Raw genomic sequence first — 20,049 nt, 5'->3', positions numbered from 1 at the left:
GCTGTCTCCGTTATTAGAAATCGTGGTTATTCGGATAACTGCTGAAGAAATCGTTATCCCAGCGGAAGTGCGTCGCCGAGATGGTGAGTGAGATGTCGAGCCCTTGGACGAAATGCCACCAGCCCACCGGCAGGAACAGGATCTCGCCAGGCGCCAGTTCAACGTCCAGCACCGGCACTCCGGCCATTGAAGGGAAGCGCTGCAAGTCGATGTCGCGCCCGTCGACGGGAGTGAAGCAATGGCGCTGGTTTTGCAGCCGAGGCGTTTCGCACGGTGCGATCAGCCGCACGCGTTTGCGCCCCATCACCTGGATCATGAAGTTGTTGGTGAGGTCGTGGTGGAAGGGCGTGATGGTGCCCGCCGGTCCAAGCCAGAAGAAGCCTTTGCGTTCGCCATCCAGGTATTCCGGCAGCAGCGGCATGTCCTGCCACAGCTCGTCCAGTGCCTGCCGGTTGCGGCCGTCGTTATTGGCCGTCATGTAGAAATCGTTGGTGCTGGCGCTGCTGCGCACCCGCTCCACATACTCGCCGAACGGCATATGGCGCTTGTGCGCGATGCTGTTCATCTCGTAATCGGCGTCGGCATTGCGTCCGAACTGAACTTCCACTTCGCGTTCGCCGAATTTCGCGGCGAGCCAGTCCAGTGTCCATTTACCGCGCGCTGGCCAGTCGTCCAGCATGCCGGTGATGATCACCGGGCGGTTGCACAGGTAATGCTCGTGCAGAAAGGCCTCCGTCGACAAACGTTCGCGGCGCAGTACTTCTGGTGGCGCCATGCGGTTCAGGCGCGCCTGGATGCCAAGCAGCCAGTCGCGCTTGGCCAGCCGGTTATGCAGGCGTTGTACACCGTGCAGGTATGGGCTGTTCATCGCAGCCGTGATTTCGGCTTGCGCAAGTTGGGGAGGGATGCCGGACTGGCCGAGGATGCCGGCCAGGGTGGCAGGCGAATGGCCCAGCATGAGGTTTTCGGCAATCCAGCGCCGCCATTCGTCGCTGATGCCAATGGAATGCACCGTCGCACGACGTTTCATATTCGTCTCCAAATGGGAAAAGCCGGCGGCGTGGGGAACGCCGCCGGCAGGGACTGGACGATTAACGCCCTTTCCAGACTTCGCTGGTCAGTGCACCGCTTGCATCGCCGTCCAGTTCCCACGAGAAGGCGCCGCGCAGGCCCTGGTCGCGGACGTACTGCATCTTGGTGCCGATCACGGTCGGATCGTCATAGCTCCACCACTCGCCGGTGCTGGTGTACAGGTACAGCTGCTTGGTCACCGGGTGGTACCAGCGCTGGCCGGTCTTGTTGCGCAGGACCTTGTAATCGTCGATCCCGCCTTCGTAGGTACCGCCGGCGCCGCCGGTGGCAGCCTGGTACAAGCCGTTGCCATTCGGACCGGCCGTAACTCCCTTCCAACCGCGCCCATAGAACGGAATCCCGAGCAGGATCTTGTTCTTCGGCATACCGGCCGCCGTCAGCGCAGCGATCGCGTCGTTGGCGTTGTACTTGACCAGATTGCCAGTCGCAGGATCGGCCGGGTCGCGGTACAGCGGCGAGTGGAAGTTGGTGCTCGATTCCCACGCGCCGTGGAAATCGTAGGTCATCACGTTCACCCAATCCATGTACTGCCCGTACAGGTTCGGCTCCGTGTTGGCGATCTTGTCGACGCCGGCGCCGATTGCTGCAGTCAATGCATAGCGCTTGCCGTCGGCGGCGCCTTGCGCGTCAAGCTGGGCCCGGAACTCCGCCATCAACAGCGTGAAGTTATGCTTGTCGTTGACCGCGTCGTAGGTGTTGTATGGCTGGCCGCCGCCGCCCGGGTATTCCCAGTCGATGTCGATACCGTCGAACACACCCTTGCCGGCACCCGGTCCGCCGCGCCCATCCTGGATTGGCAGGTCGCCGGCGATGAACATCTTCACGCAGGATTTGGCGAGCTGCTTGCGCAATGCGTCGGTCTTGGATGCGGCCGAGAAGAATTTCGACCACGACCAGCCGCCCAGCGAGATGAACACCTTCAGGTTCGGGTGCTGCTGCTTGAGCAGTTTCAGTTGCAGGAAGTTGCCGGACAGCGGAGCGTCCCACGGCACGGACTGGCCGTTGACGGTGCGGCGCGGCTGGCGCTGGTAGTCGGCATAAGAGTCGCCACCGGTGCCGGCATCTGGCGACGTCGGATTGTCGTTGCCGACTTCGGCCTTCGTCACCATGTCGCACTCGTAGCCGCCGTTCTTCTGGTACACGTTGCCGAAGGCGTAGTTGATGAAGGTGAGCTGGTCGGCGACGCTGGTCTGCACGCCATTCACTGGCGTTTTCGTGGTGTGGATATCCGCCACTTCGTAATCGCGGCCGTACACGCCCCACTGCGCGAAGTAGGATCCGATCTCGCGGCCATTTGGAGTCGGCGTCGGTGTCGGTGTCGGCGTTGGAGTAGGCGTCGGTGTAGGAGTTGGTGTGGGGGTCGGTGTAGGTGTTGGTGTGGGAGTCGGGGTTGGCGTGGGTGTCGGCGTAGTCGACTGTAGCTCCCACGGCCCGTTCGCTTCCGTGCCAGGGACATTGTTCTGCGTCCACCACTTCGCCTTGTACACGGAACCGTTATAGGTCACGCACATGCCGCCGGTGTAGACCGCACCGGCGCTCCATGCCGGACAATCAGGCGTTGGAGTTGGCGTTGGAGTCGGAGTCGGCGTAGTCGCCTGCGCCTCCCAAGGCCCATATTGCTCGGTGCCCGGCACATTGTTCTGCGTCCACCATTTGGCCTTATACACCGTGCCGTTATAAGTGACGCACATGCCCGCGGTGTAAACCGCGCTGCTGTTCCAGGCCGGACAAGACTCAGACACTGCAGATGTCGCCAATGTGCGCGGCTGTTGTGTGGGCTGGCCAGTGTCGCTGCTGCCACCGCAAGCAGCCAGCAGGCTGCTGGTCAAACCGGCGACCAGAAAACTTCTCGATACCCTGTGTTCCATGCTCCCCCTCCTTCGGTTGTGGTTGTCGGGCTAGGATGGGATTGGGACAATTGGTAGTCAAGTGGTTTTAATTAGTGTCACCAATATAAGACCAGTTGCAAAAATGCACGCGCGAAAAACGTGCGTCGAAATTGAAGGAACACGAATGGGAAAGGCGCTGTCTCAAATGAGACATTCTGTTAAACAGTAGATACCGGCAAAATGCAAGTTACTCACTGGTATTGCTGCTCAATTGCCGGGCAGGGACTTCTGGAAGCGTTCGATGGTGCGCTCGGCCTGCATTTGTTTCAGCACGCGGGTCAGTTCCGGCACCAGCGCCTCATGCTTCTTGTTCAGGTAGTGATAGACCGGGAAGGAGGACAGCGGCGGCTCCAGCACGGTAACGCCGTCCAGCTTCTGGCTGCGTACCACCGCCATGCCGGAGGCGCGATGTCCCAGCACCAGGTCGGTGCGCCCCATCATCAGTTTTTCAAAAGCCCGGTGCATGGTCGGCACCTGTTCAACCTTCATGCCCTTGGTGTTCTCCTGCGCGATCTTGTTCCCTCGCACAAAGCCCATGGTATAAGGACGCAGGCTTTCCCAGCCGTTGACGATGAAAGAAGTGCCGCGCGAGAAAATCACCAGTTCAAAGGTGAGCAAGGGGACGGGAACAATGACGAGGTTGGGATAATCGCGGTCCAGGCCAAGCTTGCGATACAGCTCGCCATCCATCTTGCCGTCGTTGGCGTACATCAGCGAGCGCTCGCCGGGCAGCTGGTGCACGACCAATGTGCGGCCGATGCGCCGGTAAGCTTCGCGCAGCACCAGTTCCGAAATGGTGGCGGCGGGATCGTCGCCCACCAGGGTGGAGACATTCATCACCGGCGAAGCCTGCGCAGCGACCCAGGCTGGCAGCAGGCCAGTCAGCGCGAACCCCAAAACGGCGCGACGACGCATTTCATCTCCCGGCAATTCCTTACCTGGAGCATAACACTGCCTACACTTTTTGTAGTTCCGAAAACTCCTGGTAAGCCGCGACGGCATTCGCGGCATACATGGCGACGGGTCCGCCGCCCATGTAAATCGCCACGCCCAGGGCATCGTGCACTTCCTGTACGGTGGCGCCGAGCCGGGCCAGCGCCTTGGTGTGGAAGCCGATGCAGCCGTCGCAGCGCGCGGCAACGCCCACCGCCAGCGCAATCAGTTCTTTGGTCTTGGGATCCAGCGCGCCACCCGCCATGGCGGCCTTGCCCATGTCGCTAAAGCCTTTCATCACGTCCGGCTGGGTCTTGCGCAGCTGCGCCAGGTTGGCGGAGATATCCTGGGTCAGGTCGTGGTATTGGGTATCCATGACCGGATGGTAGACCGCCCACCACCTCGGGGAAATGATCCAGGTCAGCTTTCCATTGCCTGGTCATCCCCCTTGGGAAGCCCTATTTCGCCAGCGCTTGACGGAAATCGGGATCGTCGAACAGCGTACCAACCAGCTTCTTGTAGAGGAAAGCGTAGTTTTGTGCTGCAGTTGGGATAGCAATCAGACCCACAAATGAGGATTCCCATTCCAGCTTCGTGCTCAACCGGCGGTCGTAAGCAACGCTGTCAGCCTTCTTGACCACAAATCGCGCGGTCAGGTGGCCGGTGCCTGTTCCAATCGCGGCGTCGACGTCGGAATCGACCAGGAAGCCGCTGATCTGGGTAGCGGAGTTTGCGTCCAGCAGGTTCGCTGCTTGCAACTCCTTGCGCAGCGTTTCCTCAAGATACTTCGAGAGCGAATCGCCCACCGGAGATACCAGGGCGTTGCCGCGCATGCTGACGGATTTGTCCTTTGCCGCAGGCGTGCCTTGTGCCAGCGCGAATTCGCCGATCGCGGCCGGCGCCAGCGCAGCGTTGCGCAATTTGACCGTGTTCTCGATCGACGAAGAAGGTGCTGCCATCGGTGTGGAACAAGCCACAAGCTGGGTCGCAGCAGCGAGTACAGTGGTAATCGAGAGTAAGCGCAGGAATCGTTTCATATGTGCCATTCCCTGCGATCAGTTAAAGCCAGGCGCGTTGGACAGGTCGCGCAGTGCAGTGCTGACCACTTCGCGGGCCATCTTGCGTACGGCGGATTCCATATCCGGCGACTTCTCGGCATTTGGCGGTGCGGAGCCCGCGCCAAGCCCGGTGTGGATCGCATGGCGTGCGCTGGCAGTGACAGCGGTGTTCGAACCAGCCGGCAGGTAGTTGATATTGCAAACATAGCCGTCGGTCACGGTGCTGCCCGCCAGGCCGAACGTCAGGCCGGTGACGAAGCCGGACATGGCCGGGTTCTGGCCGTCGACTGCCACATTGTTCAGGGTAACGTTGAGCAGGTCGGCGTTGGCGTCGACAGTCGCCTCAATGAACAGGCCGCTGCTCAGCAACTGTTCATTGACCTGTTTCTTCAGGAAGTCGGTAGCGCGGCTGTTCGGCACGCCCTTGGTCTGGAATTCGAAATTCACCTTAACAATTTTAGGCTGGTCCGGCTTTTTGAAGTCGGCAACCGGCACTTCGCGGGTGGCGGTGTCGACATAGGCGGTTGCGCAACCGGTGAGCAGGGTGGCGCCGGCCAGCATGGCGACGCAGGAGAGGCGTTGGAACAGGGAAGAAGAGCGCATTTGCTTTCACTTCAAAAGTTGGAAAGCAGCGATTCTAGTCATCAATTAGTGTTAAACATTCACCAATTGTCACGTATGGCTTATTTACAACTATTCAGGATTTCGATCGCTTCGCTTGCCATCTTGATCGCCAGTTCTTCCTGCGCAATACCGCCCTTCAGCAGCACATATTGCAGCTTGCGTTCGCGCGAGTCGGAATCGCTGGCGAAGTCGCGCTGTTCGAAACTCTTGTAGAGCGCCAGTTTCGCTTCATGCAAAGCCAGGTGGCGGCGCATTTCGTCCGCCAGCCCCGCCGGGCCGATCGCCGCCTCCGCGCGGATGCGCACCATCAGCGCATCGCGCTGGGGACGGGGATCTTCGCCCTCGGCGACCCAGCGCCGCAACTCTGCGGTACCGGCCGGCAGCACCCGGTAGGCGCGTTTGCGGCCGCGGCCCGTCTCGGCGGGCAAGGATTCGATCCAGCCGGCTTGCTCCAGGCGCGCCAGTTCACGGTAAATCTGCTGGTGGGTGGCGGCCCAGAAGAATCCGATCGATTTATCGAAGCGCCGGGCCAGCTCCGAGCCGGAACCGGCTCGCTCGGACAGTGACGTCAACAGCGCGTGGGGCAAAGACATGGCAGGAAACAATGAAAAAGATGCCACCATCTTGCCTGAGCAGCGCGAGGCGGACAAGCCACACCGTCTCTGCAACTAGTTGCAGAGACGAGCCAACCGGGCTATATTTGTGCAACTAGTTGCATAATGAGGACGCCAATGAACCGCTACCCACACCTGCTCGCCCCGCTCGACCTGGGCTTCACCACCCTGAAAAACCGCGTGATCATGGGTTCCATGCACGTCGGCCTGGAAGAAGAAGTCGACGGCTTTGAACGCATGGCCGCCTTCTACGCCGAGCGTGCGCGCGGCGAAGTGGGCCTGATCGTCACCGGCGGCATCGCCCCGAACGAGGCGGGTCGTCCCTGGAAGGCCGGCGCCAAGCTGACCACCACCGAAGAAGTGGCGCAGCACCGCAAGGTGACTGCCGCCGTGCATGCGGAAGGCGGCAAGATCGCCATGCAGATCCTGCACTTTGGCCGCTACGCCTATCACCCGAAACTGGTGGGCCCGAGCGCGATCAAGGCGCCGATCAACCAGTTCACCCCGCACGAGTTGAGCACCGAAGAGGTGGCGGCCACCATCGAGGACTACGCCCAGTGCGCCGTGCTGGCGCGCGAAGCGGGCTACGACGGCGTGGAAATCATGGGCTCCGAGGGTTACCTGATCAACGAATTCATCGCCGCCCGCACCAACCAGCGTAGCGACGAATGGGGCGGCAGCTACGAGAACCGCATGCGCTTCCCGGTCGAAATCGTACGCCGCGTGCGCGAGCGCGTAGGCAATGACTTCATCATCATCTACCGTCTGTCCATGCTGGACCTGGTGGAAGGCGGCTCCTCGCTGGAGGAAGTGGTGCAACTGGCACAGGCCGTCGAACAGGCTGGCGCCACCATCCTCAACACCGGCATCGGCTGGCACGAGGCGCGCATCCCGACCATCGCCACCAAGGTGCCGCGTGCCGGTTTCGCCTGGGTTACCAGGAATCTGATGGGCAAGGTCGGCATCCCGCTGGTGGCGACCAACCGTATCAATACGCCTGAAGTGGCCGAGGGCATCCTGGCCGATGGCGCGGCGAATATGGTCTCTATGGCGCGCCCCTTCCTGGCCGACGCCTTCTTCATGCAAAAAGCGCGCGAAGACCGCGGCGACGAAATCAATACCTGCATCGGCTGCAACCAGGCCTGCCTGGACCACACCTTCTCGGGCAAGATTACTTCCTGCCTGGTGAACCCGCGCGCCTGCCATGAGACCGAACTGGTGATCGCCCCTGCGCAGCAAACCAGGCGCATCGCCGTAGTCGGCGCCGGTCCAGCGGGCCTGAGCTTCGCCACCACCGCAGCCTCGCGCGGCCATGAGGTGACCCTGTTCGACGCCGGCAGCGAAATCGGCGGCCAGTTCAATGTGGCGAAAAAGGTGCCGGGTAAGGAAGAATTCAACGAAACCCTGCGCTACTTCGGCCGCCAGATTGAGCTGACCGGCGTCAAGCTGCACCTGAATACCCGCGTCGACGCGGCCGGCCTGGCTGCAGGCGGCTTCGACGACGTGGTGCTGGCCACCGGCGTCATTCCGCGCACCCCGGCCATTGACGGCATCGACCATCCGAAAGCCCTGGGCTACCTGCAGGTGCTGCGCGACGGCGCCCCTGTCGGCAAAAACGTGGCCGTGATCGGCGCCGGCGGCATCGGCTTCGACGTCTCCGAATACCTGACCCACGAAGGCAAGAGCGCCAGCCTGGTGCCGGAAAAGTTCTACGCCGAATGGGGCATCGACAACGGCTACAAGGACCGCGGCGGCTTGCGCGCACCCGAAGTGGAAGCATCGCCGCGCCAGGTCCACCTGCTGCAGCGTAAGACCAGCAAGGTTGGCGATGGCCTGGGCAAGACCACCGGCTGGATCCACCGCACCGGCCTGAAAGCCAAGCGCGTGAACATGCAGTCGGGCGTCAGCTACGACCGCATCGACGACGCCGGCCTGCATGTGACCGTGGAAGGCCAGCAGCACGTGCTGCCGGTGGATAATGTGATTGTTTGCGCCGGCCAGGAGCCGCTGCGCGAACTGCAGCAAGGCCTGCTCGACGCTGGCTGCAAAGTACACCTGATCGGCGGCGCCGACGTGGCTGCCGAACTGGATGCGAAACGCGCTATCAACCAAGGCACCCGACTGGCTGCCGCCATTTAAGGAGTAAGCCCATGCAGCTGCAACCGGCCGTTGCGGAATCGCTCGAACGCTGGCACGACATGATCGCCGGCGGTAATTTGTCGACCCTGCCCTCCATCGTCGATGCGGATGCGGTGTTCCGCTCGCCGATTGCGAACAAGCCTTACGCCAGCCGGCAGGCGGTGGTGCTGGTACTGAACACCGCTTACCAGGTGTTCGAGAACTTCGCCTATCACCGCCAGTTGGCGGCCGACGATGGCCTGAGCGTGGTGCTGGAATTCAGCGCCAATGTGGGCGACAAGCAGCTCAAGGGCATCGACTTCATCCGCTTCAATGAGGCGGGCAAGATCGTCGACTTTGAAGTGATGGTGCGCCCGCTGAGCGGCCTGCAGGCGCTGGGCGAGGCCATGGGCGCGCGCATCGGCGCCCAGGTAGGCGCCTTCAAGGTTCCTGCCTAGCCTCCAGCATCGCCAGCAGCTTGCGCAGCTGGGCATCCAGTTCGGCTGCGCCTTCCGCCCCTAGCGGGGCGATGATGTTCTTTTCATTTTCCACGTGCGCCACCACGGCGCGTTCGATCAGCGCCAGCCCAGCGGGGCTGAGCTGGACCAGCATGCTGCGCGCATCGGCCGGATTCGGGGCGCGCGTCACCCAGCCCTGGGCCTCCAGCCTTTGCAGGCGGTGGGTCATCGTCCCGGAAGTCACCATCAGCTGGGAAAACAGGGTAGTCGGCGCCAGCTGGTGAGGGGTGCCCGCGCGGCGCAGGGTCGCCAGCACATCGAATTCCCAGTTACTGAGTCCAAATTGCTCGAAAGTCGCGTCGAGCCGGCGCCGCATCAGTGCCGCGCAGCGGTTCAGGCGGCCGATCACGCCCATCGGTCCTACGTCCAGGGCGGGCATCTCGCGTGCCCATTGCTCCAGGATTAAGTCCACTTTATCCACAGCCGTCTCCAGGTTAGCTATCGGGACGATTATAACAATTTATCTCGATATCAAGATAATTTGCTATACTTCGATTTATCTCGACTTCAAGATAATTTTACCGCCATGAAAAAATTCCCCCTGGCCGATACCGCGATCACCGCGCTGGCCCCCGTCATCTGGGGATCGACCTATATCGTCGCCACTGAAATCCTGCCCGCCGGGCGCCCCTTCACCGCCGCTGCCGTGCGCGCCCTGCCGGCCGGCCTGCTCCTGGTGCTGTTCGCCGGCCGCATGCTGGCTCGCCATCTCTGGTGGCGTGTCGCGGTGTTGGCCGCGCTGAATATTGGCGCGTTCCAGGCCCTGCTGTTTGTCGCCGCTTACCGCCTGCCGGGCGGCCTGGCAGCCGTGCTGGGCGCCATCCAGCCGATCGTGATCATGGGCCTGGCCTGGGGCTGGGAAGGACGTCGTCCGCAATGGGCGGCACTCGGCGCTGCGGCGGTCGGCGTGGCCGGCATGGCCGCGCTGCTGCTGTCACCCACGGCCCGCTGGGATGCGCTGGGCGTCGGGGCAGCCCTGGCCGGTGCCTTGAGCATGGCCGTCGGCACCTGGCTGGCGCGCCGCTGGAAAACCGGCCTGCCGGTGGTCGAACTGGCCGGCTGGCAATTGCTGCTCGGTGGCCTGATGTTGGCGCCGCTGGCGCTGCTGGCCGACCCGCCGCTGCCTGCCTCGCTGGCCACCAGTGAAATCCTTGGCTACACCTACCTGACTTTCGTGGGTGCCCTGGTGGCCTACCTGCTGTGGTTCCGCGGCCTGAGCCGCCTGTCGCCGGTCGCCGTGTCCTCGCTCGGCTTGCTGAGCCCCGCCACCGCCGTGATCCTGGGCTGGGCCCTGCTTGGCCAAAAGCTGGGCGGCACCGCAATGCTTGGTCTGGCCGTGGTGCTGGGCAGCGTACTGGCACTTCAACTCAAACTGCAGGAGGCAAAATAATGAACAAGGCAATCAAGGACCTGATCGAATCCCGCGTTTCGGCCAACTATTTCGACCCGTCGCAGCCGGTCGGCGATGAACAGGTAGCGGAACTGGCGCGCTTGGCAACGCTGGCGCCTTCCGCCTACAACGTCCAGAACTGGCAGTTCGTCGCAGTGCGCTCGCAAGAGGCGCGTGAGAAATTGCGCGACTTGTCCTTCGGCCAGCAGAAAGTTGTGGATGCGCCGGTGACCTTCATTATCAGCGGCACCCTGAAAGCGCACGACCAGGTAGCTGCGGCGCTGAAACCTGCTGTGGATAAGGGCATACTTATCCAGCCCGTCGTGGATAGCTGGACCCGCATGGCGCAGGGTTCGATGAATGGCGACGAGCGCGCCCAGCGCGACGAAGCCTTGCGCTCCGCTTCCCTGGCCGGGATGACCATGATCCTGGCTGCCGAGGGCATGGGCCTTGCAAGCTGCGCCATGACCGGCTTCGATGCGCAAGCCGTGCATGCCGCCTTCGGGTTGGGCGCGGACGAAGTACCGGTAATGCTGGTCGCAGTCGGCCACGCCGCCCAGGGCAACTGGCCGCAAAAGCCACGCCGTCCGCTGGACGACGTGCTGCGCTACGCCTGATTACCGGTTCGTGATCGTCACGCCGGTGGCCACCAGCAGGCCGCCGGCGATCATCGAAGCCATCACCTGCTCGCCCAGCATCAGTGCGGCGAGCGACACGCCGAATACCGGCACCAGGTTGTTGAACACCGCCGTGCGTGCCGGGCCAAGCGCTTTCACGCCCTCATACCACCACACGAAGGCCACCACGGTGCCGAAGGCGCCCAGGTAGGTAACGGATACCCATACTTGCCAGCCCAGCGAAGCCCAGGCCACGTCCGGCAGTTCGCGCGAGGCGGTGATCAGCAGGAAGCCCAGGCCCCACAGCGAGGCGTAAGTGGTGGCGGCAATCGGCGACAGGCCTTTCAGTGCGGCGCGGCCGACCAGGGTGTAGGCGGCCCAGCACGAGGCGGCGCCCAGCATCATCAATTCACCGGCGCCGATCGACTGGCTGATGTCATGCAGGGCGGCCATTGGCTCGCCGCGGGTAATCAGCACGGTGACGCCGACGAAGGCAATCCCGATCCCCGCCCATTTTTGCCAGTTCAGGCGTTCGCGCAGCACAGCAGCCGCGGCCAGCGCCGTCACGATCGGGTTCATCGCGATGAACAGTGCCGAGCGGCTGGCTTCCATCTTGCCCAGCGCGGAAAAGAAGAAGAAGTTGTACAGGAAAATGCCGGTCAAACCCAGCGCCGCCGTGGCGCCCAATTGTTGCAGCGACAGTTTCGGCAGGCCGCCTTCGCGCTTCCAGGCCAGCACCAGCAGCAGCGCCGCCGCAATCGAGAAACGGATGGAGGCTGCCACCAGTGGCGGCAGTGCATTCGAGACAATATGGCCGGCGATGAAGGTGCCGCCCCAGATCAGGGTGCAGGCGATCAGTTTCAGGTAGATCATGGCAGTGGGCCTTGCGTGTCAGTGAAGGAGGTTATACATTAATGCTAATCCTTGCTCATAGAAAAATGAGGAAAAGCTCATGACGTTCACACAGTTGGAGATCTTTGCCCTGGTGGCTGAATTGCGCGGCTTTACCGCCGCAGCCATGCGCCTGGGGGTAAGCCAGTCCGCCGTTTCACATGCCATCAAGTCGCTGGAGCAGGAGTTGGGCGTGCAATTGATCGAGCGCCAGGGCGCCACGGCCGACGTGACGGAGCTGGGCAAGCGCCTGCTGGTGCGCGCCCGCGAAATCCTCGGACTGGCGGAATCGATGCGGCAGGAAGTGGCGGCGGCCAGCGGCTTGAACAAGGGCTTGCTGCGCATCGGCTCCTTCGGCCCCACCTCCTCGCTCAAGCTGATCCCCGCCATCCTCGACGTTTTCCAGAAGCGCTACCCGGGCATCGAGGTGCGCATCGACGAGGGCACCGACGACGACACCCTGCAATGGATCCTCGACCGCCGCGTCGATATCGGCTTTATCCAGCAGCCCGACGACCGCTTCGACACGGTGGACCTGGTGGAAGACCAGATGGTGGCGTTGCTGCCGGCCGGCCATCAACTGGCCGCCAAGAAGTCCGTCAGTGCGCACGACCTGGCGCACGAGCCCTTTATCATGCCCGATGCGGGCTGCTCGACCTTGATCGAGCCGCTGTTTGCCGCGCAGGGCCTGTGCCCGCAGGTGCGCTACCGCATGTCGCAGGTGCTGACCGTGCTGGGCATGGTGGGGCGCGGCGATGGCGTCTCCGGCATGGCGGAGCTGGCGCTGCCGGTCAATCTCGCCTCCAGCCACCCGAATATCGCAGTCCGGCCGTTTTCACCGCCAGTGCGGCGCCGTGTCGGGCTGGCCTTGCGTAACCTGGCGCAGGCGTCGCCAGCCGCCAAGGCATTTGTCGAAGTCGCACGAAAGGTCAAGCTATGAGCGTCAAACCGGAACTGGAACAGCGCTTGTTCGCCACCGGCAAGGCATGGTGGACCTGGCTGCAGAAGCAGCATGCCGCCTCGCCCGGGGTGTGGATGAAGATTGCCAAGAAGGGCGCGCCGGAGTCCTCGGTGCAGTATCCGGAGGCGCTGGATGCGGCGCTGTGTTTCGGCTGGATCGATGGGCAGAAGAAGAGCATCGACGAGCATTACTGGCTGCAAAAGTTCACGCCGCGCGCCAAGCGCAGCATCTGGTCCAAGATCAACCGGGACAAAGTGTCCGCGCTGGCCGGGAAGGGACTGATGCAGCCTGCCGGGCTGGCGGAGGTTGAACGCGCGAAGCAGGATGGCCGCTGGGAGGCCGCATACGACTCGTGGAGCGCGGCCCAGGTGCCGGCCGACTTGCAGGCAGCGCTGGATGCCAGCGCCAAGGCCGCTGCGAAATTCGCCGCCCTCAGTTCGCAAAACCGCTACGCGATCCTGTTTCGCACGCACCAGGCCAAGCGGGCGGAGACGCGCGCGAAGCGGATCGGCGAATTCGTCGCCATGCTGGAACGTGGTGAGGTGATTCATCCCCAGGCCGGTTTTACCACCATCAAATAGAACACTGCGATGAAGGCGAAGAAAGCCGGAATCCCGAGCGCGATCCAGGCGCGGAAGTAGCTCCAGAACCGGACTGGCAGCGCCGACGCCTGCCGCATCGCCTCAGCGGCAACGTCGCGCATCTTCATCTGCAGCCAGACTACGGGCAGCCAGCAAAGCAAGGCAATCACAAACAGCACGATGGACCATTTGATCCAAGGCGTCTGCATGGGAAAGCCAGCGAGGTGGATCAGGTAGAAGCCGGTCGCAGGCTGGGCGATCATTGTGACGCCGGTGAACAGCCAGTCGGCAATGACGAGGATGCGCGTGACGACTGCGATTGCCTGCACGTTCCCGCTGATGACCGCGAACAGCAGGTACCACGCGGAGCCGATGCCGGTGCCGAACAGCAGTGTCGAGGAGAGGATGTGCAGCCATTTTACGATCAGGTATTCCATGAGGGTTTCTCCAGTTCGTAGAGCATCCACAGCGCGGCCAGCATGGGGAGGTTCTTGCTGATTGGACCGTAGGGGTGGAGCAGGAATTCGGGCAGGCGCCAGGCGATGACGATGCTGTAGAAGGCGATCAGGGCGATTTGCGCCAGCCACAACCAGCGACGGTTGCGGCGTGGCCATGCCAGCGTTGCTGCGCCGAAGGCCAGGTCGAGTGCAGATGCGCCGTATAGCATCAGCGGCGCAAGCATGGGTGGCACGCCGGTGCGGATCAATAGCGTGTGGCTGTCGGCGACGGGGTACAGGCCCGCAGATACGATGGCGGTCCAGATCCATACTGCGGCGATACTCAGGCGCAGCAAAGGCAGAAGCCAGTCGAGTTGCGCCTGGTGGCGCGTCGCCTCGGGCTGCACGATAAAGTCGCGCACCGCACGCGGTTGGCGGCCAAGCAGAGCGGCCAGCGGTGCGGCGTCTGCGGTGTTGCCGCGTGCCAGCATATCCAGCGCATCGCGGTCCAGCGGACTCCCCGGCAGCACTTCGCCCACCTGCGCCAACCCGCGCGCCAGCCAGTCCGGCAGCCGCAGCACCGGTAGCCGCCACGCTCCCAGTCCCATCGCTATCCGCAGCGCGCGCAGATAGGCTACAAACGGCATCGCGTCCGGTCCCACCAATGCAAGCCGCCGCACTTCATTACCCATGCCGCCGCGCGCGCCACGGTGGGCCATCGCGCCCTGCTCGACGAGTGTGACAATTGCTGCCGTGACGTCATCGATGTGCACCGGCTGCACCATTTGCTGTGCGCTGCCTAACTGCACCCCGACAGGCATAGCCGCCAGCATGCGAAACATGCGCGCACTGGCGCCGTTCGCCCCATAGACCAGCGACGGCTGGACAATGCAACCCGCGAGCGGCGAGGCCGCCAATGCATCATCCGCCGCCTTCTTGCTCGCATGAAAAGCGGTTCGCGCGCCGGCATCGGCACCCAGCGCCGACACCTGCACCACATAATGCACGCCCGCGCCTGCGCAAGCGGCAAACAAGGCACGCGGCGCCGCATCATGCACAGCCGCAAACGACGTATCGCCATGAGAGCGAAATATCCCCGCGGCATTCACTACAATATCCACGCCCTTGAGGCGCGCCACCCAGGCAGCTTTTTCAGTATCGTGGGCAAAGTCGGCAGGAACAAAGCCCATGCGAGGATCGCGGCTGGGATGCCGCCCGGCAGCAATAACCTCATGACCGCGCGCCAGCAACGCCGCCGCAACATGCGACCCGATAAACCCTGTAGCGCCGGTCAGCAGCACCCGCATCGGCCCCTCCTCCCGTCTCCGGACATTACACGAAAAGGGAGAATCGCCATGGACACTTGGAGCAGAGCGCTCAAACAAAGCGTATTGCCCGGCGCGCTAGCCAGCCTCACCTCGACGCTGGTGCTGGCCGCTTGCGGCAAGCGCGAAACGGGCAGCATGTTTGCGGGCGTGAATGCAGTCAGCCACTGGCTCTGGGGCGACAAGGCCACACGTGCTGACCATCCTTCACTGAAGCACACGCTGGTCGGCTACCTGATCCACCATGGCGCATCGATGTTCTGGGCTGCGTTGTTCGAAAAGTCCTGCCGCAAGACGCTCGACAAGAAGGAAGCTGCGACCACGGCCACAGTGGCGGCGGCCGCCACCGCCGTCGCCTGCTTTACGGATTACCAGCTTACGCCGCACCGCTTTCGCCCCGGTTTTGAGGAACGATTGTCCAGGCCTTCGCTATTGATGGTGTATGCAGCTTTCGGGGTGGGCCTGGCCGCCGGCGCCTACCTGAACCGGCAGGAATGCTAGCGGTCTTCCTGCTCCAGCCAGCGGCGCCCGTGCGCCAGTACTTGCTCCAGTTCGTAGCGCACGGCAGCCAGCATGCCGGGCAAGTTGTCGGGATTGCCGACCCTGATCGCCGACTCCGCATCCAGCGTTGCCTTCACCAGCCGCTTTGCCCCCAGTACGCCGACCGCGCCACGCAAGCCATGCAGGATGCGCGCTGCTTCGCCCGGCCGCCCGTCGCGCACGGCGGCATCGGCGTCGTCCATCGGCTGCAGGCCGCCTTCCAGCGCGCCCCGCACCATCCTGAACATGACAGCGCGGCCCTTCTGGTCCTTGCCCATCACGCGCATCAGGCTGTCCATGCTGAACACCTGTTCTGACGAACCCTGCCCGACCTCCGCCGTGGAAGCATCGTTTGCGGCCTGGACCCGCGTTGACGAGCGGCGCAGGTTGCGCTCGATCACCGCCATCATCTCTTCGATCACCACCGGCTTGGCGATAAAGTCGGTGATGCCCGCTTCGGTGCAGCGATGGCGCTCGGATGCCAGCACGCCTGCGGTCATCGCGATCACGGGCATGTCCAGCTTCAATTCATCGCGGATCATGCGCGTGGCGCTGAATCCATCCAGCACCGGCATCTGCATATCCATCAGCACGATGTCGTAGCGGCTGGCGCTGGTCCGCAGGATATCCACAGCCTGCTGGCCGTCGCCCACCACGTCGAGCGTGGCCCCGGCCAGTTCCAGGATGCCGCGCGCCACCGCCTGGTTCAGCAGGTTGTCCTCCACCAGCAGGAAATGCACGCCGCGCAAGCGGTTGCCCAGCGCGCAAGCGGATGCCGAAGCATCTTCGCCGCCGCTGGTGGCCGCCAGCGCCTGGTGCATGGCATCGAACAGGCTGGATGCGGTGATTGGCTTGACCAGCACCACGTCCGCTTCCGGCGTGCCGGCGATGTCGTCGATCTGGGCGCGTGCGAAGGCATTGATGGTGACCACGATGGGCTGGCGACGGCCTTCCGCAGCGCGCCGGATTTCACGCGCCGAGGCATAGCCGTCCGAGCCCGGCATATGCCAGTCGGTCAGCACCACGTCGTAGGGGTGCGGCCCGTCGAGCTGTTCGCCGAAGCACTGCAGCGCCGCTTCGCCCGAATCCACTTCATCGGCGTCCCAGCCCCAGGCGCGCAGCAGTTGGGCGATCATGCTGCGGCTGGTGCTGTTGTCGTCCGCCACCAGTACGTTCAGCGGGCCGATGGAAGGCAGGCGCCGTGCCTCGGTGCGTTCCGGCAGTACGCCGAACCACAGCTCGAAAGAGAAGGTGCTGCCATCGCCCGGAACGGTCTGCAGCTGCATCTGCCCGCCCATCAGTTCCACCAGTTTGCGCGTAATGGCGAGGCCCAGGCCGGTGCCGCCAAAGCGGCGCGTGATGCTTTCGTCGCCCTGCGAGAAGGCATTGAACAATTGCGTGGTCTGCTGCTCCGTCATGCCGATGCCGGTATCGCGCACTTCAAACCACAGCAGCACGCGGTCGGCCACCCGCACCGCAGCCTTCACCGAGACCACCACTTCGCCCTGCTCCGTGAATTTGATCGCATTGCTGGCCAGGTTGGTCAGGATCTGCTGCAGCCGCAGCGCATCGCCATGCAGCAGGGTTGGCACGTCGGGCGCCACCACGATCGCCAGTTCCAGCTCCTTGTCGCCGGCATTCATGGTCATGGTGGTGGCCAGGGTGGCCATCGCCTCGTCCAGGTCGAAGTCGATCGGCGCCAGCTCCATGCGGCGCGCTTCGATCTTGGAAAAGTCCAGCACGTCGTTCAGGATACCCAGCAGGGACTGGCCGGAGGTGCGGATCATGGTCAGGTACTTGCGCTGCTGCGCACTGAGCGAGGTATTGCCCAGCAAATACACCATGCCCAGCACCGCATTCATCGGCGTACGGATCTCATGGCTCATATTGGCCACAAAGTCGCTCTTGGCGCGGTTGGCCGCTTCGGCGCGGTCGCGCTCCTGCTCCAGTTCCGCCGCGCGCAGGGCGGCCTCCGCCATCAGGGTTTGCGAATGGGTTTCGGCCGCCTGGCGTTCCTGCATCAGGCTATTGAAGGCGTCCGTCAGCTCCCCGATTTCATCCTTGCGGGTGACCGGGATTGGCCTGAAATCGCCGGGCGCCGCGCGCAAATCCTGGATCGCATTCCGCAGCCTGGCCACGGGCGCCAGCAGGTAGAGCGTAATCCAGCCGATCAGCAGGGCGGAAATCACCGACGCCGCCAGGCCCCAGGCCAGCAGGTGAAGCTGCACGCCTTCGAAAGGCTCGAACGCTTCATGCACCGGCAAGATGGAGGCCAGCAGCCAATCGGCGGACTTCAACCGCCGGTAGCTGCTCACGCCCGGCACGCCGGCGGCGCTGGTACTGAGGACCGTGCCTTCGACGCCCTCCCTCATGGCGCGCGTGGTCGCAGGATTGGAATTCGCGGCGCGCGGCTGCAGGATGCGTTTGGCGTCGGGATGCACCACATAGATCGACGGCTCGCCCAGCGTCACCGCGAAGTAGTAGCCGGTCTTGCCCACTTTGGCGGTGCGCAGGTGGCCCAGCATATTGTCCTTATACAGCCGCAGCACGCCGGCCAGCACGCCGACCACCTTGCCGCGGTCGTCCAGGATGGGCGCCAGCATCTGCACAATGGGCTGGCCGCTGACGCGGCTCTTGACCGGGTCCGCAATCAGCGGCTTGCGGGTCTCGAGCACTTTTTTGAAGTACTCGCGATCGGCTACGGAAATCTTTTCCCGGCCCGTGATGTGCGGCACGTCGGCCACCACATTACCTGCGCCATCGATCACGATGATGTCGTCGAACATCGACAGCATGGCGCGCTCCTCGTACCAGCTGCGCAAGGCGGCGGGGTCGTTCATCAGGCTGCGCGGCTGCTTGCGTGCCGACTGGGCGATCACGTCCAGCAGGGTGGTCAGCTTGTCGTCCAGGTCCTCGGCCGTGCGGGTGATCAGGGCGTCCTGCTGCGCAAACAGCACCTTTGTGAAGTCCTCGCGCAGGCGTTGCGCCTGCAAGACGGTCACCACGGCGATCATCACGATGGACGTGATGCTGGTGGCAAGAGCGACCTTCACATTGATCCCGAGAGGCTTCATTGACGTCCTTTGTCGAGGGGGCTGCTGGCTAGTGTAATTTATTTTTGTAACCGCGAATCCAAATCCCGGATCGGCTCCTCTTGGCAGGTGAGGAATTTCCCTCCAATGGCGAAAAGGAGTGCAAAATGTTCTATGTTAAAAATGTACCAACTTGGGAACGCGCTTTGCGTGTGATTGCCGGACTGGCGGTGGTGGCGTGGAGCGTGCCGGCCCTGGGCGGCTTGTGGGGCACGGCAGTGGCGCTGTCGGCGGCGGGCATCGTGCTGTCAGGGCTCTTTGGCTTCTGCCCGGCCTGCGCCATGGTGGGCCGCAAACTGGATAAGGCGAAGCGGTAAATGGCACTTCTTGAACAGCACCAGCCGGTGCTGCTGGCCGCCCATGGCGGCGATCCACAGGCGCTGGCCAAACTGCTGGCGGTCTGCCAGCCGGATATCCGCCGCTATGCCAGGCGCAATTGCCTGGTCAGCGATGTGGATGATGCAGTGCAGGAAGCGCTGCTGGTGATGTCGCGCCGGCTGTCGTCGTTGAAAGTACTGGCGGCATTTTCCGGCTGGCTGTTCAAGGTGGTGCAGCGCGAGTGCCGCCGGCTGGGCCGGCGCGCCTTCAATTACGATCCCTATGACGAGGAGCGCGCGGAACAGTGGCTGGCATCGCGGGATGATGCGGGCCTGCGCATGGAATTGGTGCAGGCGCTGGAATCGCTGCCGCGCGACTACCTGCAGATTGTGCTGTTGCGCGACTTCGAGGAGTTGAGCATTGCGGAAATTGCACAGGAATTGGGCTTGACGACGGCGGCCACCAAGAGCCGCCTGCATCGGGCGCGCACGCTGGCACGCGAGTACCTGGTCGGTTAGCGCGCCGTGCCGGCGTCCGCGCGGATCGCTATTTCGCGTTCGTTCGGCCATTGCCATGCACCTTCCAGGCGCCAGTCGCGCTGCTTGCCTTCAACCAGCACCTGCCAGCGCGAGCGTTCCAGCATTGGCAGGGCGACGCTGAAGTTGCCTTCGGCGTCGGGCCGCGCCATCAGCACCATATCGCGGTTCGGCTGGGTGGCGTGCTGCAGGCGCACGGACAGCGTCTCGTCCGCAAGGGGGCCGGCGCTGCCGACGTGGCCGTGCAGCAGGCCTTCGGCGACGTCGTAGCGCAGCGCGATCGACAGGCCGAGGGCTGCGGCCGCGCGGTCGCGGCGCAAGTCCTGGTTGATCGCCTTGCCTTGCTTGTAGTAATCGCCCACCACCAGCGCATCCTGGCTGGTGAAAGCGACGTAGCTGGTGGCGATGCCCGCCACTGCCACGACAGCGGGGCCGAGCATCAACAGCCACGGCCAGCGATGGGTGTACCAAGGGGCGGCGTCGGGGTGGGCGACGGTAGCATTCAATTCAATCTC

At 63.4% G+C, this 20,049-nt stretch carries 22 protein-coding genes; 9 read left to right on the top strand and 13 right to left on the bottom strand.

Translation table 11 applies throughout. The features are described 5' to 3' along the window. Positions 1-13 precede the first annotated feature (13 nt). The 7 genes from ASE26_RS13895 to ASE26_RS13865 form a co-directional block, all read right to left on the bottom strand. Complete coding sequence (locus ASE26_RS13895; RefSeq protein ID WP_055939356.1) at positions 14-1,030, bottom strand: cupin-like domain-containing protein; 1,017 nt, start codon at positions 1,028-1,030, stop codon at positions 14-16. 61 nt (positions 1,031-1,091) lie between these two features. After that, positions 1,092-2,960, bottom strand: a complete 1,869-nt coding sequence (locus ASE26_RS13890) for a glycosyl hydrolase family 18 protein (protein WP_082507634.1) — start codon at positions 2,958-2,960, stop codon at positions 1,092-1,094. Positions 2,961-3,188: 228 nt separating this feature from the next. Then, positions 3,189-3,896 carry an ABC transporter substrate-binding protein gene (locus ASE26_RS13885; RefSeq protein ID WP_055939350.1) on the bottom strand — a complete coding sequence of 236 codons (708 nt, stop codon included), beginning with the start codon at positions 3,894-3,896 and terminating at the stop codon, positions 3,189-3,191. Positions 3,897-3,936: 40 nt separating this feature from the next. Further along, entirely contained in the window at positions 3,937-4,290 is a 354-nt protein-coding gene (locus tag ASE26_RS13880) for a carboxymuconolactone decarboxylase family protein (protein WP_055939347.1), read from the bottom strand. Between the two features lie 82 nt (positions 4,291-4,372). Continuing rightward, entirely contained in the window at positions 4,373-4,951 is a 579-nt protein-coding gene (locus tag ASE26_RS13875; protein ID WP_156398223.1) for a hypothetical protein, read from the bottom strand. A gap of 18 nt (positions 4,952-4,969) precedes the next feature. Further along, positions 4,970-5,575, bottom strand: a complete 606-nt coding sequence (locus ASE26_RS13870) for a hypothetical protein (RefSeq protein WP_055939341.1) — start codon at positions 5,573-5,575, stop codon at positions 4,970-4,972. 80 nt (positions 5,576-5,655) lie between these two features. Next, positions 5,656-6,189, bottom strand: a complete 534-nt coding sequence (locus tag ASE26_RS13865; protein WP_055939337.1) for a PadR family transcriptional regulator — start codon at positions 6,187-6,189, stop codon at positions 5,656-5,658. Between the two features lie 138 nt (positions 6,190-6,327). Between ASE26_RS13865 and ASE26_RS13860 the strand changes: the two genes are divergently transcribed. Continuing rightward, on the top strand, positions 6,328-8,349 hold the full coding sequence (locus tag ASE26_RS13860; protein ID WP_055939333.1) for an NADPH-dependent 2,4-dienoyl-CoA reductase: 2,022 nt from the start codon (positions 6,328-6,330) through the stop codon (positions 8,347-8,349). Between the two features lie 11 nt (positions 8,350-8,360). Beyond that, the gene (locus tag ASE26_RS13855; protein ID WP_055939330.1) at positions 8,361-8,786 is read left to right on the top strand and encodes a nuclear transport factor 2 family protein; all 426 of its coding nucleotides are present in this window, start codon (positions 8,361-8,363) and stop codon (positions 8,784-8,786) included. On the opposite strand, the gene ASE26_RS13850 is transcribed toward ASE26_RS13855, so the two are convergent. Beyond that, positions 8,770-9,225: a MarR family winged helix-turn-helix transcriptional regulator gene (locus ASE26_RS13850; RefSeq protein ID WP_082507646.1), complete on the bottom strand. Its 456-nt coding sequence runs from the start codon at positions 9,223-9,225 to the stop codon at positions 8,770-8,772. The two genes, ASE26_RS13855 and ASE26_RS13850, sit on opposite strands and share 17 nt — an antisense overlap. A 147-nt stretch (positions 9,226-9,372) precedes the next feature. Here ASE26_RS13850 and ASE26_RS13845 point away from each other — a divergent pair, with 147 nt between their 5' ends. Together ASE26_RS13845 and ASE26_RS13840 are read left to right on the top strand one after the other, a co-directional pair. Continuing rightward, on the top strand, positions 9,373-10,236 hold the full coding sequence (locus tag ASE26_RS13845) for an EamA family transporter (protein ID WP_055939324.1): 864 nt from the start codon (positions 9,373-9,375) through the stop codon (positions 10,234-10,236). Beyond that, positions 10,236-10,853: a nitroreductase family protein gene (locus ASE26_RS13840; protein WP_055939321.1), complete on the top strand. Its 618-nt coding sequence runs from the start codon at positions 10,236-10,238 to the stop codon at positions 10,851-10,853. Before ASE26_RS13845 ends, ASE26_RS13840 begins: the two co-directional genes overlap by 1 nt. Here the strand turns inward: ASE26_RS13840 and ASE26_RS13835 are convergent, their stop codons facing one another. Next, positions 10,854-11,726, bottom strand: a complete 873-nt coding sequence (locus ASE26_RS13835; RefSeq protein ID WP_055939317.1) for a DMT family transporter — start codon at positions 11,724-11,726, stop codon at positions 10,854-10,856. A gap of 79 nt (positions 11,727-11,805) precedes the next feature. Between ASE26_RS13835 and ASE26_RS13830 the strand changes: the two genes are divergently transcribed. Both ASE26_RS13830 and ASE26_RS13825 read left to right on the top strand, forming a co-directional pair. Beyond that, positions 11,806-12,684, top strand: a complete 879-nt coding sequence (locus ASE26_RS13830; protein WP_055939314.1) for a LysR family transcriptional regulator — start codon at positions 11,806-11,808, stop codon at positions 12,682-12,684. After that, entirely contained in the window at positions 12,681-13,286 is a 606-nt protein-coding gene (locus ASE26_RS13825) for a YdeI family protein (protein WP_057246417.1), read from the top strand. Before ASE26_RS13830 ends, ASE26_RS13825 begins: the two co-directional genes overlap by 4 nt. Here the strand turns inward: ASE26_RS13825 and ASE26_RS13820 are convergent. Together ASE26_RS13820 and ASE26_RS13815 are read right to left on the bottom strand one after the other, a co-directional pair. Next, on the bottom strand, positions 13,253-13,723 hold the full coding sequence (locus tag ASE26_RS13820) for a DUF2269 domain-containing protein (RefSeq protein WP_057246416.1): 471 nt from the start codon (positions 13,721-13,723) through the stop codon (positions 13,253-13,255). The genes ASE26_RS13825 and ASE26_RS13820 overlap by 34 nt on opposite strands. Next, positions 13,711-15,030: an SDR family oxidoreductase gene (locus tag ASE26_RS13815; protein WP_057246415.1), complete on the bottom strand. Its 1,320-nt coding sequence runs from the start codon at positions 15,028-15,030 to the stop codon at positions 13,711-13,713. The genes ASE26_RS13820 and ASE26_RS13815 overlap by 13 nt, the downstream gene beginning before the upstream one ends. A gap of 48 nt (positions 15,031-15,078) precedes the next feature. Here ASE26_RS13815 and ASE26_RS13810 point away from each other — a divergent pair, with 48 nt between their 5' ends. Beyond that, positions 15,079-15,549, top strand: a complete 471-nt coding sequence (locus ASE26_RS13810; protein WP_057246414.1) for a hypothetical protein — start codon at positions 15,079-15,081, stop codon at positions 15,547-15,549. Here the strand turns inward: ASE26_RS13810 and ASE26_RS13805 are convergent. Further along, positions 15,546-18,662, bottom strand: a complete 3,117-nt coding sequence (locus tag ASE26_RS13805; RefSeq protein ID WP_057246413.1) for a response regulator — start codon at positions 18,660-18,662, stop codon at positions 15,546-15,548. The genes ASE26_RS13810 and ASE26_RS13805 overlap by 4 nt on opposite strands. 125 nt (positions 18,663-18,787) lie before the next feature. On the opposite strand from ASE26_RS13805, the gene ASE26_RS13800 reads away from it, so the two are divergent. Together ASE26_RS13800 and ASE26_RS13795 are read left to right on the top strand one after the other, a co-directional pair. Further along, a complete protein-coding gene (locus ASE26_RS13800) occupies positions 18,788-18,997 on the top strand; it encodes a DUF2892 domain-containing protein (RefSeq protein WP_055939297.1) in 210 nt (69 codons plus the stop codon). Then, positions 18,998-19,516, top strand: a complete 519-nt coding sequence (locus ASE26_RS13795) for an RNA polymerase sigma factor (protein WP_055939293.1) — start codon at positions 18,998-19,000, stop codon at positions 19,514-19,516. It begins immediately after the preceding gene. Here the strand turns inward: ASE26_RS13795 and ASE26_RS13790 are convergent. Further along, positions 19,513-20,040: a FixH family protein gene (locus tag ASE26_RS13790; RefSeq protein ID WP_055939290.1), complete on the bottom strand. Its 528-nt coding sequence runs from the start codon at positions 20,038-20,040 to the stop codon at positions 19,513-19,515. The genes ASE26_RS13795 and ASE26_RS13790 overlap by 4 nt on opposite strands. Between the last annotated feature and the right edge of the window lie 9 nt (positions 20,041-20,049).

It is taken from the genome of Duganella sp. Root198D2 (genome assembly GCF_001428585.1).
In the GTDB taxonomy this organism is placed as follows: Bacteria; Pseudomonadota; Gammaproteobacteria; order Burkholderiales; family Burkholderiaceae_D; genus Rugamonas.
Note: the sequence above shows the minus strand (reverse complement) of the source record. Positions and strands in the feature narration are given on the sequence as shown.